The organism is Sarcina sp. DSM 11001, from assembly GCF_900101015.1.
GTDB lineage: Bacteria > Bacillota > Clostridia > Lachnospirales > Lachnospiraceae > CAG-791.
Map to the genome: position 1 here is coordinate 33,694 of NZ_FNFZ01000004.1, position 14,369 is coordinate 48,062.

Sequence of the window (14,369 nt, forward strand, 5' to 3'; positions counted from 1 at the left end):
TCCTCCTACATTGAAATTGGTACGGCAGTGATGTCCTGTATTGAAAAAGGATCGTCAGCTGTGTAATTAAATGTATATGTTCGCTGTTTATCACTTTAGCTGAGTAAAATAGACCAACAGAATACATTTAAGCAGATTGAGGATTATTTTTCAACAATAAAATAATGAAAATAACCATCAAATGTGAGCTGTAAAAAGCCGTATATCACTTATTGACCTGTCCGGAGACGTCTTTCGAGCGCAGTTTACGACCCGTTTTCCAGATATTCCTCAAATTCCGGCATTGTCATAAGGACCTGCCTGGCCCTGGTGCTGCTCTCTTCACTCACGACTCCCGCGTCGGCCAGCTGATCCATGATCCTGGCGGCGCGGTTGAATCCGATTTTGAAAACCCTTTGCAGAAGTCCGATCGAGGCTTTGTTCTTTTCAATAATGAAACGTCCTGCCTTCTCAAAGTGTTCATCCCTGCCCGGGTCTGACCGGATCTCGGGGGCAGTGAGGGCGGCGGGGCCGTTCTCAGCGATGACCTCGATCTGGCGTTCCGCTTCCTCATCGTGCTTTTCGGCGCGGTTGTTCTTGCGGATAAAGTCGACAACTCTCAAAACCTCATCGTCGGAGACAAAGGCTCCCTGTATGCGGGCCGGTTTCTGATAATTCTGCGGGAAAAACAGCATGTCGCCTTTGCCGAGCAGTTTCTCAGCCCCGCCCATGTCGAGGATCGTCCTGGAATCCACCTGGGACGTGACAGCGAAGGCGATCCTGCTGGGCATGTTGGCCTTGATGATGCCCGTGATGACGTTTACAGAAGGACGCTGGGTCGCAATGATCAGATGGATGCCCGCAGCTCTTGCAAGCTGGGCCAGGCGGACGATGGCAGTCTCCACCTCACTTTTGGCAACCATCATGAGATCTGCGAGCTCATCGACGATGATGACCAGTCTGGGCAGAATTTCAAACCCGGGATCAGTCCCTTCCTTAATAGACTTTGTCACGAGGGCGTTAAAGCCTGCCAGATCGCGGACATTCGCGGCCGCGAACAGGTGATATCTCTTTTCCATTTCCGCTACTGCCCAGTTCAGAGCCGCGGAGGCTTTGCGGGCATCTGTGACGACAGGAACCATCAGATGAGGGATCTTTTTGTAAACACTCAGTTCGACCACCTTGGGGTCGATCAGCAGCAGGCGGACCTGGTCCGGGGATGTCCTGTAGAGAATGCTGAGTATGATCGTGTTGATACAGACGGATTTACCGGATCCTGTCGCGCCTGCGATCAGTACATGGGGCATGCGGGAAATGTCGGAGATGACCGTCCTCCCGCCCAGGTCCTTACCAACGGCAAAGGGCAGTCTCCCATCATATCTGCGGAAGTCCTGGGACTCCAGAAGGTCCCTCAGGTGGACGGTGGTCTCTGTTTTGTTGGGAACCTCGATACCGATCGCGGATTTACCCGGGATCGGGGCCTCGATCCGGATGTCTGTCGCCGCGAGGCGGAGCTTTATGTCATCGGACAGGTTGATGATCTTGCTGACTTTGACTCCCTTGTCAGGCCTGAGCTCATAGCGGGTGACAGTGGGGCCCTGGCTGATATCTGTGACTGTGACCTGTACGCCGAAGGTGCGCAGGGTTTCCTGCAGGCGGTGGGCGGTTTCTTTGAGCTCCCGCTCAGTCTCGTCATTTCTGCGGCGCTCTCCTTTATCCAGCAGGGAGAAGGGCGGAGGGACATAGTTGTTTCCCTTGCGCATGGCAGCCTTCTGCCCGGTTCCGGCACCCTTGTTCCCTGCATTGTTCTCGCGATGGACGGAGATCTCCCCGAGCTCCTGTTCTGTGGGAACACTGAAACCGGACGTCCGGGAGGCTTCTGCAGAGGCAGTTATTCCGGCAGCCGCCGTATTCCGGCTGTCTTCTTTTCCGGAGAACCTTCTGCCGTCCGGGTCGCTGGCTGCAGGACGGATCCTGCCGGAGCTGCTGTCCAGGCTGTTGGCTGCAGGACGGATCCTGCCGGAGCTGCTGTCCAGGCCGTTGGCTGCAGGGTGGATCCTGTCAGAACCGTAACTGTCCGGGCTGTCGGATGCAGGACGGACACGGCCGGACCTGCTGCTGTCCGGATTAATGACTGCCGTCATGACTTCAGGTCCTTCCGCAGCCTGTCCGGCTGATCTTTGCCCGGATGTTTTCAGTTCCGGTGAGATCTGGCCTGTTGTGAGGGAGCTTCCCTGCCTTCTCGAAGGAGTACTGCCCTGGGCTGTCGTGAAAGCGGCTCCCTGTCGGCTCTGTCCTGCAGTCACAGGCCTTCCGCCGGACAGGTTATAGTCGGTGTCCTGCGGCGGACTGATCAGCTCCGGACCTTCCGGAACTCTTTCGGTCCTGCGGCCGGTCATTGTCTCTGCAGAAGGGCTGTCCTCCTGGGAAAGATCATCATATCCATTATGGATAACAGGAAGATCCTGTCCGGGTTTCTGGTACCGTGTGCCGTCCGGATCGGGTGCCCCGCCTGATAAGGGACGGACTGTTCCGGCTGCCGCAGCCCGGCTTCTGCGGGGCTGTGCGGGCACGGTCATAGGGTCATCTCCCTCGGCGGGCAGAACGACGATCTCATGGACATCCCTTTTCACCGCCCCCTGAATCCCTTCTTCATAGAGCATAGGATAACCGGAGGAGTTACGGGACTGGCCCGCTCCGCGCAGGCGGGTATGTTCGAGATCCATATTTCTGCCGGACAGCGGTGTTCTTTTTCTCTTTCTGCGGGTTCGGGCGGGTTCGGGTTCAGCCAGCCTCCGCTCCTCTCTTTCCTCACGGTATAGGATCTTTTCAGCTTCCCGTTCAAGCTCCCGTTCTCTCTCTTGTTCCAGCTCCTCGAGCCTGCGCTGTCTGTAGATCCTTCTGCGTTCGGCAAAGCCTGGAGTATCTTCATTTGCTCTGCGGTTATGCCAGCTGCGCAGCGCGCCCGCGGGTGAGCGCTGGATCAGGAGCAGGAGACCGATCAATGCCGCTCCTGTCAGGAAAACAGCGCTTCCGACCATCCGCAGCGCATAATACAAAAACCAGGAGACAGCGCCGCCGATGACTCCGCCTCCGAGATGGTTCCCGGAACAAAAGCGGAAGGCTTCAAGCGGGCTGAAAGGAGCCTCCAGGGAGATCAGATGCGCTGCCTGAAGCTGGAGGTGAGCTATGGCTTCTCCTGTGAGCATCAGGATCATCAGGGCGGCAAGCCTGACCCGCATCCGCGTCGTCATGGAGTTTGTGAGCAGAAGCAGGGAAAAAAGAAAGAGATAGACGGGCACGCACCAGGCGACGATCCCGAACAGACCGAAAAGGATGTCAGCCAGAACTTTTCCGACACTTCCCCCGAAACCAAGCATTGATAAAAAAAGGAACAGCATGATGATGAGCATGACAATAAGCGCGATATCCAGACGGATCTCGCGTTCTCTCTGTTCCCGGCTGAGCCTTGCCTGTTCGCGTGCTCTGGCCTCTCTGGAGGAGGAGGTCCGGTTTCCTTTTGCCGCTCCTGCCGTTCGGGTCTGTCTTTTTGCAGAGCCGGACCTGGCGGATGTGGAAGAACGGGCACTTGAGGTGCTTTTTTTACGGGAAGAGGCGGAAGCCGGAGCAGATGCTCTGCCGGAGCTTTTTGTCTTCGTTTTTGTGGTTTTATTTTGTGCCATGGACTGCCTCTGCAACTGCATTGGTCAAAGTATTGAAACGATTAGATGTCATAGTCATCATCGTCATCGATCTCGATGTCGAAATAGTCCAGATCCTCAGAGATATCCCAGTCATCCTTCAGATCGAAATCCATCCGTACATGCGGGCGCCGTTTGGGTACAGGGAGAGGATTTTTTAAAAATCTGTTGTCCTCACTGCCGGATCCGGCGGGGGAAGGAAAGTCTGCAGCGCTCTTTTGGTTATCGGAGGGCGCATTGTTTCCAGGGAGACCATCTTTGCTCATGGGATCCTCTTTTAAAAAAATGAAAATCGTGTTTTCGCCGTGTAAATCGCGTTTCCCTTTTTGCGCGTAATACCCACGTCTGAAGACATGGGTATTACGCGATGAAGCGGGTTTCCTTTTTTTGCGCGCGTATCCCACGACTGAAATCAAGGGTATTACGCGATGAAGAATAAAATAACACATAGCAGCCTGGTGCCGGGGCACAAAGCTGCTGTGTGAGAAAATACTGCGTGTAGATTCATTTGAGCGAGTCCTGATAAGCACCCTTTGCAGTGCTTTTGCAAGAACCCCCGGGTAATATGGCGATATCTTTATTCGTCACCCTCATCCCAGTTATGGTACACTGCCTGAACATCATCGTCGTCTTCGAGGATATCGAGGATCCTGCGGATCTGCTTGATCGCGTTTTCATCTGTCAGTGTGACATAGTTCTGGGGGATCATAGTCACTTCGGCAGAAACCGTTTCGATCCCGGCGTCCGTGAGGGCTGCCTTGACAGCGTCAAAATCCTCCTCAGAGGTGAGGACTTCAAAGCTGTCCTCCTCTTCCCTGACGTCCTCGGCACCTGCGTCCAGAGCCAGCATCATCAGGTCGTCAGCGCTCATGTCACATTCTTCGCGGTCAATGATGATCTGTCCGCGCTTGTCAAACATAAACGACACACAGCCGGGGGTTCCAATATTGCCGGCGCCCTTGGAAAAAGCGGCGCGCACATTGGCTGCAGTGCGGTTCTGGTTGTCAGTCAGTGTGTCCACGATCACGGCGATACCATTGGGGCCGTACCCCTCGTAGGTATTGTACTGATAGTTGACATTGCCGACATCACCCGCGGCCTTCTTGATCCCGCGCTCGATCGTGTCATTGGGAACATTGTTGGATTTTGCCTTCTCAATGACCTTGGCAAGTTTGTAGTTGTTGGAAGGATCAGGTCCGCCTTCCTTGACAGCAACGGCGATCTCTCTGCCGATGATCGTAAAGATCTTGCCCTTCGCGGCATCATTTTTCTCTTTTTTATGTTTGATATTTGCAAATTTTGAATGTCCTGACATGTCGATTCCTCACTAAAAAACAGATATACGTATGTTTAAAGGCGGTTCTTCTCCAGGGACCGGAGCCGCATTGCCATACCCGCAAGTATAGCAGTACAGCCGCCAAACGTCAATCTAAAGCAGATTCCGCCGCGGCTGGTCGCGTCCGGTATAACCGGCCCCGGTAAAACTGCCCCGGTATAACTGACCGTTGTCCCGGGCTTTAAGGGTTTCCAATCCCGGTTCTTTCCTATTCCGGTTCTTTCCAATCCCGGTTATCGGGATCCGCTGTTCAACTATAATATTTTAAAGGCTTATTATATAACTATTTATAAGAATATGACTATTTATAAGAATCATGAATATTTATAAGCTGAATATTTATAAGAATATCCTGGGGACCCGGGGGCTGATGCAGCAGGCCAGTTCGTAATTGAAGCGGCCGGAAAGGTCTCCGAGCTCTTCCATGGTGATGACGGCATCTCCGTCCCTGCCGATCAGTGTGACCGGATCTCCTTCCGCTGCATCCGGGATATCGGAGACATCCACCATCATTTGATCCATGCAGACCCGGCCGCGGATCGGAGCCTTTTTTCCCCGGATCAGGACATAGCCTTTTCCGGAAAGTCCGCGCGGATATCCGTCGCCGTATCCCACCGGTATGGTCGCAAGCCTTTCAGATCCCTTCGTCACATAGGTGCCGCCGTAGCTCACAGCAGTTCCGGCGGGGACTGTCTTGATGAAGACGATGCTGGAATGAAGGGACATGACCGGTCTGAGGGGAACGGGCTCCCTGGGGACTTCATCCGAAGGCCACAGTCCATACAGGGTGATCCCGGCCCGAACCAGATCGAAACTGGTGTGCGGCAGACGGATGATCCCTGCACTGTTGGAGATGTGACGGAGAGGGATCCGATATCCCAGCTCCTCTTCTATCCTTTCTGTAAAAGTAAAGAAGCGCTCCAGCTGAGTATCAGTATCAGAAAGGTCAGTTTCATCAGCCTTGGCAAAGTGGGTGAAAATACCTTCCAGGGAGAGCAGGCCCTTCTCCTGGAGCTCCAGAGCACGGCGGACAAACGCCAGCCCTCTGTCATCCGGTGTGATCCCGATCCGGCTCATGCCGGTGTCGACAGCGATGTGGATGCAGACCGGACGCTTCATTTTAGCTCCCGCGGCGGCCAGCTGTTCCAGCATGTCCTCCCGGAAACAGGCGGGACGTATACCCAGCTCTGCCAGATCCTCATAACAGTAGGGAAAAGCATACCCCAGGATCAGGACAGGCTTCTGTATACCTGCCTGCCTGAGTTCCACGGCCTCCTCAAAGGTCGCAACCGCAAATCCCCACAGATAGGGAAGGGATTCGATCCTGTGAGCGATGGGCACAGCGCCGTGCCCGTAACCGTTCGTCTTTACAACTGCGATCATGCGGGTGTCCGGAAAAAGATTCCGGTGCATGCTTTCCATATTGTAGCAGGCGGCGGAGAGGTCGATCTTTGCACATATCCGTTCGTGACTCATTTACTTCTGGTCTCCTGTTTCATGATCTTTATTCTTTAAGGCATGTCTGCTATGGCATGTCTGCGGGTCCTGTGCTCCAGAAAGCTGCTTTTTCTTCTATGGCATGTCTGCGGATCCTGTGCTCCAGAAAGCTGCTTTTTCTTCTATGGCATGTCTGCGGATCCTGTGCTCCAGAAAGCTGCTTTGCGAAGCTCCTCGATGAGGTCACAGGCAGTCATCCCCTGTTCGCCGTGTTCAGCGGCGGCGCGCTCTCCCGCAATGCCATGCAGGTATACGGCACAGCAGGCGGCGTCAAACCCCGACCTTCTGCGGTCTGCGGTGAACACAGCTGTCTCTTTTTGAGGAAAGGAAGTAAAAAGGGCTAAGAAAGCCGCAGTCATTCCTGTCAGCACGTCGCCGGATCCGGCTGAAGCCATCCCGCTGCAGCCGCTGTGGTTCAGATACAGCATCCGGCCGGAAGGGCAGGATGGATGGGCGACAAGAGTCCTGGCGTCCTTGCAGGCGATCGTGCAGTGAAGCCGGTCCGCCTGTTCCTGTACAAGGTCTGCGCGTCCGTCGATACATTCCCTGACAGAAAGACCGGCGAGGGCGGCAAATTCACCCATATGCGGGGTCAGGATACAGGGAAGACCGGCAGGTCTTTCTCTCAGGAGGGAGACAGTTTCCGGCTCAGCTGCCAGGATCCTGACCGCGTCCGCATCCAGTACCAGCCCGCGCAGACTGCTGTCCGGCCCGGCGCAGTACCTGAGCAGGTCTTTCAAAAGACGGACTGCGGTTTCGTCGGTCCCCATTCCCGGGCCGGCGGCAGCGATGTCCGCCCATGCCAGGGAAGATAACAGTTTTTCCCTGATCTGAGAAGGGTCCCCGGCTTCTGTATAAGTTTCCAGAAGGGCTTCCGGAAGAGACTGCTGGATGATCACCCGGTTGGCTTCATGGGTAAAGACCTTTACCATGCCTGCTCCGGCGGCCATACAGGCGCGCGCAGCCATAAAGGCTGCTCCGCACATTTTCTCTCGTCCTGCGATGATCAGGACTTTGCCGAAAGTCCCTTTGTTGCCGAAGGGGTCCCTGGGAGGCAGGAGATTCCGCGCAGTCTCTGACGACATCGTAAACATGCCGGGAAGAGACTTAAAAGCAAGCGGAGTGATCCCGATCTGCGCCAGATGGCAGACGCCGGCAAAGGCTGTGCCGGGAGCAAGCAGATGTCCTCGTTTCCGGAAGGCAAAGGTCCTGGTCTCATCACAGCGGACTGCACAGCCCATCACTTTCCCGGTATCCGAGGAGATACCGGAGGGAATGTCCACCGCGATGACATAGGATCCCAGGTGCCCGCGGAAACGATTGAGAGCATGGACAGTATCCGCTGCTTCCCCGGACAGGTCCCGTGAGAGTCCTGTCCCGAACAGTCCGTCCAGGATAACGTCCGGCACCTCTGCGGCCCCTGTTGAAAAAACAGTGAGACTGGTATCAGAGAGATCGGGACAGAGATGAAGACGATCTGCCGGAGGAGGCAGCCGCAGACCCTGCAGTATGGAGTCTGTAACGGTCGGAACCTCAGCTCCGTAGGATGCCAGGATCCGTTCCTGTACAGCAAAAGAGCTGTCCGGAGAAATCTCTCCGGACAGTCTGCAAAATCGTACATCATATCCCCTGTCGAGAAGGATCCTTCCGGCAGCCAGTGCATCTGCGCCGTTATTTCCCCGGCCTGCAGCTGCAAGGATGATCCCCTTCCCTCCCCTGTATTTTTTGAGATAATCGTCGGCACCGTCCGCAACGGACAGAGCGGCGCGCTCCATAAGAACAAGAGAAGGAATGCCGATCACTTCGCTGGTGCGCGTGTCGCACTCAGCCATCTCAGTGCCCGTCAATATATATTCCATAGGTTCTCCATCTGGAACAAAAGCAGGCAGGATATTATGCTTCTTCTTTTGTGCCCTCGTTCCTGTGAATATTGTAGGACAGCATCATCAGACTGTCCTGCAGGTGGACATTCTCCACTTTGATCTGAGGCGGGAGCTCGAGATCAACGTGCGCAAAATTCCAGATCGCCTTGATCCTGGTTTCCGATAAGGTCTCGGCGACCTCCTTTGCACCGGTTTTGGGAATCGTCAGGACGACGATGTCCACATCGTTACTGTCAACATAGGATTGCAGCTCTGACATGGGACGAATAGGTATCCCTCCTATCGTCTGGTCAAACAGCCTGGAATCGATATCGAACGCACAGATAAAATTGAAACCGCTCTTTTTAAATTTCAGATACCTGACAAGAGCCTGTCCGAGATTACCGGCTCCCACCAGCACCATGTTGTGCTGATGGTTCAATCCCAGTATTTTACCGATCTCCTGGTAAAGATATTCCGTATTATATCCGTATCCCTGTTGTCCGAATCCCCCGAAATTGTTAAAATCCTGCCGGATCTGCGAAGCAGTCACCTTCATGATCCTGCTGAGTTCGTGAGAAGAAATTCTCTCCTTCCCCTCGTCCTTCAGCTCTTTCAGGTAACGATAATAACGCGGCAGCCGGCGAATAACTGCCTGTGATATATCCCTGTCTTCCACTAAACACCTCTTAAATAATTCTTTTGCGGGAAAAAAGAAGACTCCTTTTAATGTCATTATCTGCTTCCGTCATTAATGATAATATAAAGTGAAAGATTAACATAAATAACGAAAGAAGAGATAAATTTTCATGACAGCGCCCTTATCACTATCGTGAAATATTTACCAGACTCACAACATGGTGTGAAAAGGAGGTACTTTTCTCTCAATATCTGTAACAACCCCAGTACATTATAAAGTGCCTGTACACTCATGTCAATTCAAGACTCGTATGTGAGTCGGAGGCGGTGAGTCAGCGTTTTTTTCGGTGTTTTTTCAGACCGGAAGGAAATTCGAGGCCTTTTTCGCCTGTTTTTCGCGAAAAGCCCGGGTTTACGGGTCAGTGGCTGATCTGTTACAGTACAGACTGGCTCGAAACTCGAGGCGTTTTTCGCGGCTTTTTCGCGAAAAACCCGAGTTCAACGGCGCGCGGTGCACGCGAAGCGTATCGGAATCACCGCGCGCAAGTGTTACATGTCCACGCCCTTCGAGGGGGCGTGGACAGTAACGCTGACCTGTGCCCGGGACCCGGGGCTGGAGGCCATTTGATTGACAGGGGAAAGGTTTCCGATTAAACTGAAAAGGCACTCCGGGGACCTGCCCGTCAGTCCTGCGCGATGAAGCGGGGATCCCGTTTGCGCGCGTATCCCGCGACTGAATATACGGGTATTACGCGATGAAGAATAAGAAAAACTGGAAGGGGCATAACAATGATCATTGCCTGTCATCATATTACAAAGGAATTTATCGACAAAACTATACTCTCTGACATCACTTTCCATCTGGAAAAAGGAGACAGGGCAGCGATCGTCGGCGTCAATGGAGCCGGTAAGACAACGCTTCTGCGGATCATGGCAGGTGAGCTGGAGGCAGACTCGGGAAGCGTCACCCTGTCATCAGGAGCTAAGCTGGGCTATCTCGCCCAGGATCAGGGACTGGATGCTTCGAACACCATTTATGAGGAGGCGCTTGAAGCCAAAAGAGAGATCATTGAAATGGAGGAACAGCTCTCCCGGTATGAGAGCGAGATGGAAAGTGTCAAAGGAAACGCCCTGGGTGAACTGATCGAGTCCTATTCCAGCCTGCTCCACCGGTTTGAGATGATGGACGGCTATGCCTACAAGGGAGAAATCGTCGGAGTCCTCAGAGGCCTGGGATTCGGAGACGATGAGTTTGACAAACAGATCTCCACTCTCTCCGGCGGCCAGAAGACCCGGGTGGCTCTTGCCAGGCTCCTTCTCAGAAAGCCGGACGTGATCATGCTCGATGAGCCGACCAACCATCTGGATCTGGGCAGCATCCGCTGGCTGGAGACCTACCTCTCCAATTACCGCGGCACTGTCCTTATCGTCTCCCATGACCGATATTTCCTGGACAGGACGGTGACAAAGGTCATCGAGATCGAGAATGCCTCCGCCACCTTTTTTACCGGTAATTATACGGCTTACGCGGAGAAAAAAAAGGCGCTTCGTGACCAGCAGCGCCGCGCCTGGCTGAACAATCAGGCCCAGATCCGCCATCAGGAAGAGGTCATCGCGAAGCTCCGTCAGTTTAACCGCGAAAAATCCATCAAACGCGCCGAAAGCCGGGAAAAGATGCTCAACAAAATGGAAGTCGTCGAAAAGCCTTTCATTCTGCGCGATGACATGCATCTGAAGCTCACTCCCTGCATCCGCAGCGGCCGGGAGGTCCTGACTGTGGAGGGGCTCGGTAAATCCTTCGGCAGCCATCAGCTGTTTTCCGGGCTGGGTTTCCATATCCGCCGCGGAGAGCATGTAGCCCTGATCGGAGATAACGGCACCGGCAAGACAACCATTCTCAAGATCTTGAACGGGATCCTGGGACAGGACGCCGGCCACATCCGCCTGGGTACCAATGTCCATATCGGTTATTATGATCAGGAGCAGCAGGTCCTCGACGACAGCAATACGGTCTTTGAAGAGATCGCCTATGCCTTCCCCACCATGACCAACACCGAGGTCCGCAATCTCCTTGCCTCCTTCCTCTTTACAGGAGACGATGTGTTCAAACTGATCGGAGAACTCTCGGGCGGCGAAAGGGGCAGGGTATCCCTGGCCAAGCTCATGCTTTCGGAGGCTAATTTCCTTATCCTCGATGAGCCGACCAACCATCTGGACATCGTCTCCCGCGAGGTCCTGGAAAACGCCCTCAATTCCTACGACGGCACAGTGCTCTTTGTCTCCCACGACCGTTATTTTATCAACCGCACGGCCAGCCGGATCATGGAGCTGACCAGTCATGTGCTGCTCAACTATCCCGGAAACAACAGCGAATCAGTGCCCGAAAAATACATGGGCAACTATGATTTCTATGTCGAAAAATCTGCCCAGATCGGCGAAAAGCTGCTCGAAGACCGCATTCGTGAAGGAGCAGAGACAGGCGCTTCTGCAGGAAACAGGGGTGATGGTCCAGAGTCCGGAAAAGGAGGATCCGGAGCCCCGGGCGAGACAGGTTACGGGAAAAAAGGTTCCGGGAAAAACGCTTCCGTTTCTGATCCCGGTAAAGACTCAGGGGCAGTAAATCCCGCCCTGAAAGGCTCCTCCCGGAAAGGTCCCGTTCAGAATGATCCCGCTCAGACTGCTGCTGGTTCCAGAGGCCAAATGAAGACCTCCTCTTCCGCCCAGGGCGGTGTAGACGACTGGAAAAAACGCAAAGAGGAGCAGGCGCGCCGCCGCAAGATCTCGAATGACCTGAAAAAATGCGAGGAGGAGATCGCCCGCCTGGAGGGAGAAGGCGAACAGCTGGACAATGAGATCTCCCTGCCCGAAAACAGTACAGATCCCGAAAAGCTCAGCAGCCTGAACGATAAGAGAGAAGCCATAAACGAACGTCTTATGGTCCTTTACGAACAGTGGGAAGAGCTCAGCGAGCAGGCCGCAGAATACGAAGAATAGATATTAAGAACTGCGGACACCGATAAATAACATCAGGAAAAGACATCGAATAAAAGACATCAAAAAAGACATCGAATAAAAGACGTCAAAAAGGACATCGAAAAAAAGACATCGAATAAAAGACATCAAAAAGGGCATCAGATAAGGACTCAAATAAGAGACTTTCAGGAAAAAACGGATTGTTGCAGGAATACTACAACAATCCGTTTTATTTATGCTCTCATTTTCATTTGTGCTTTTATTTTAATCTATGATTTTTTTAAAATCTGAAGACCGGACATCCTTTATTGTTTTATGCGCCGAGCTTTTTTTCCAGGCAGCTGCGGATGGCAAGGATGAATTCCTCTGTTTCCATTTTTTCGACATGGTCAAGGGTGGTGATGATGGCCAGGTCGCCTGTCATCTTTCCGCTCTCGATGGTCTCCAGTGTCGCCTCTTCCAGAAGATCCGCAAATCTGACAAGGGCGGGGATCTCATCGAGTTCACCTCTCTTGCGGAGAGCGCCGGTCCAGGCAAAGATCGTCGCGACGGAGTTGGTGGAGGTCTTTTCACCTTCCAGGTGTTTGTAATAGTGGCGCTGGACAGTGCCGTGGGCTGCCTCGTACTCATAGATCCCGTCGGGGCTGACCAGAACGGAGGTCATCATGGCCAGGGAGCCGAAGCTCGTCGCCATCATATCGCTCATGACATCGCCGTCATAGTTCTTGAGGGCCCACAGGAAACCGCCTTCAGACCGCATGACGCGGGCGACGGCGTCGTCGATCAGGGTATAGAAATACTCCAGACCGGCTTTCTCGAAAGCTTCTTTATATTCGGTATCATACAGATTCTGGAAGATTTCCTTGAAGTTTCCATCATAGATCTTGGAGATCGTATCCTTGGTGGAGAACCACAGATCCATTTTCTGATCAAGCGCATAATTGAAACAGGACCGGGCGAATCCCTCGATGGAGGCGTCCGTGTTGTGCATGCCCTGGATGATACCGGCACCGGTAAACTGATGGATCAATTCCCTGGATTCTCTGCCGGACGCATCGGTAAAGACCAGCTCCGCCTTTCCGGGACCTTCCACGCGATACTCAGTATTCTTATAGACATCGCCGTAAGCGTGACGCGCCATGATGATCGGCTTTTTCCAGGTGCGGACATAGGGCTCTATTCCCTTGACAAGGATAGGGGCGCGGAAAACAGTGCCGTCCAGAGCAGCCCTGATCGTACCGTTGGGACTCTTGTACATGGCTTTCAGGTTGTATTCCTCCACACGGGCGGCATTGGGAGTGATCGTGGCGCACTTGACCGCTACACCGTATTTTTTTGTCGCTTCCGCTGCATCGAGAGTGATCTGGTCGTTTGTCTCATCTCTTTTTTTGAGGCCAAGATCATAATACTCTGTCTTCAGGTCAATGAAAGGAAGCAGCAGGTCATCCTTGATCATCTGCCAGATGATCCTTGTCATCTCGTCTCCATCCATCTCAACCAGCGGTGTCTTCATTGTTATTTTGTCCATGACAGGCATCTCCTTTTTTTTTCGCGTCCGTCAGTTTAGTTCGGGTTTGTCAAATTGCTTCGCGTCCGTTACTCCTGCTTTTCATCCCTGTAAATATCGTAAAGTCCGTTTTTGACCATATTTTCATAGGCATTGTTCATATGTTCTCCGGCGAGCCTCTCCGCCAGATCTGCCTTTCCGGCCCGGATCGCCTCCATGATCGCCCTGTGCTCTTTGTTGGAAGCAGTTCCCCTTGTCACGTTGGAAAGAGTTTTCTTGCGTACACGCAGGACATACTGATGATAATCAATCAGCAGGTGCTCGAGCATCTTGGAATGACAGGCACTGTACAGAATATGATGGAACTGGCTGTCTAGCTCGGCCATCTGTTCCAGATGTCCCTTACCCGCGTGGTATTCCGCGAGATAGACGTTCTCTTCCATCGCCTCAAGCTGCTCACGAGTGATCTTTTCAGTCGCCCAGCGGGCGCACAGCGCTTCGAGACGGGCGCGGATCATATAGATATCTTTTACATCCTTGGCCTGGATCCCCGTGACAAAGGCTCCCCGGTTGGGGATGATCTGTACAAGCCCCTCCAGCTCCAGCTGCCGCAGCGCTTCCCGCACGGGAGTCCTGGACACGCCGAGCTCTTTTCCGATCCTGATCTCTTTGAGCTCCTCGTGGTCCTTATACCTGCCGTTCAGAATGTCCTCCCGGATCTTGGTAAAAACACGGCCCCGCAGGGAATACTTGTCTGTTACTTCACGTTTTAAGTCAAACTCCTCCATCATGCCCCCCTGATGCATTTTATGATGCACAGACTGTTCATCTTGTTGATTATGCTGTTATTGTTGTTCATTCTGTTCTGATTTTAT

Annotated in this window: 9 protein-coding genes; 1 reads left to right on the top strand and 8 read right to left on the bottom strand. The window is 53.3% G+C overall.

From position 1 onward, the window contains the following. Positions 1 to 245: 245 nt before the first annotated feature. The 6 genes from BLT02_RS02795 to BLT02_RS02820 all read right to left on the bottom strand — a co-directional run bounded on the left by BLT02_RS02795 (position 246) and on the right by BLT02_RS02820 (position 9,054). Positions 246 to 3,662, bottom strand: a complete 3,417-nt coding sequence (locus BLT02_RS02795) for an FtsK/SpoIIIE family DNA translocase (RefSeq protein WP_242869685.1) — start codon at positions 3,660 to 3,662, stop codon at positions 246 to 248. Between the two features lie 41 nt (positions 3,663 to 3,703). Then, the gene (locus tag BLT02_RS02800) at positions 3,704 to 3,946 is read right to left on the bottom strand and encodes a hypothetical protein (protein ID WP_092991349.1); all 243 of its coding nucleotides are present in this window, start codon (positions 3,944 to 3,946) and stop codon (positions 3,704 to 3,706) included. Positions 3,947 to 4,257: 311 nt separating this feature from the next. Next, positions 4,258 to 4,995 carry a YebC/PmpR family DNA-binding transcriptional regulator gene (locus BLT02_RS02805; RefSeq protein WP_092991350.1) on the bottom strand — a complete coding sequence of 246 codons (738 nt, stop codon included), beginning with the start codon at positions 4,993 to 4,995 and terminating at the stop codon, positions 4,258 to 4,260. Between the two features lie 360 nt (positions 4,996 to 5,355). Further along, a complete protein-coding gene (alr, locus tag BLT02_RS02810) occupies positions 5,356 to 6,492 on the bottom strand; it encodes an alanine racemase (protein WP_092991351.1) in 1,137 nt (378 codons plus the stop codon). Between the two features lie 143 nt (positions 6,493 to 6,635). Beyond that, positions 6,636 to 8,372 (bottom strand): NAD(P)H-hydrate dehydratase, encoded by a 1,737-nt coding sequence (locus BLT02_RS02815; RefSeq protein ID WP_092991352.1) that lies wholly within the window; start codon positions 8,370 to 8,372, stop codon positions 6,636 to 6,638. Positions 8,373 to 8,406: 34 nt separating this feature from the next. Continuing rightward, positions 8,407 to 9,054 (bottom strand): redox-sensing transcriptional repressor Rex, encoded by a 648-nt coding sequence (locus BLT02_RS02820; RefSeq protein WP_092991353.1) that lies wholly within the window; start codon positions 9,052 to 9,054, stop codon positions 8,407 to 8,409. 749 nt (positions 9,055 to 9,803) lie between these two features. Between BLT02_RS02820 and abc-f the strand changes: the two genes are divergently transcribed. Then, a complete protein-coding gene (gene abc-f, locus BLT02_RS02825) occupies positions 9,804 to 12,008 on the top strand; it encodes a ribosomal protection-like ABC-F family protein (RefSeq protein ID WP_092991354.1) in 2,205 nt (734 codons plus the stop codon). Between the two features lie 292 nt (positions 12,009 to 12,300). Here the strand turns inward: abc-f and BLT02_RS02830 are convergent, their stop codons facing one another. Then, positions 12,301 to 13,515, bottom strand: a complete 1,215-nt coding sequence (locus tag BLT02_RS02830; RefSeq protein ID WP_092991355.1) for an NADP-dependent isocitrate dehydrogenase — start codon at positions 13,513 to 13,515, stop codon at positions 12,301 to 12,303. A gap of 68 nt (positions 13,516 to 13,583) precedes the next feature. Continuing rightward, entirely contained in the window at positions 13,584 to 14,285 is a 702-nt protein-coding gene (locus BLT02_RS02835) for a GntR family transcriptional regulator (protein WP_347474875.1), read from the bottom strand. Positions 14,286 to 14,369: the final 84 nt, after the last annotated feature.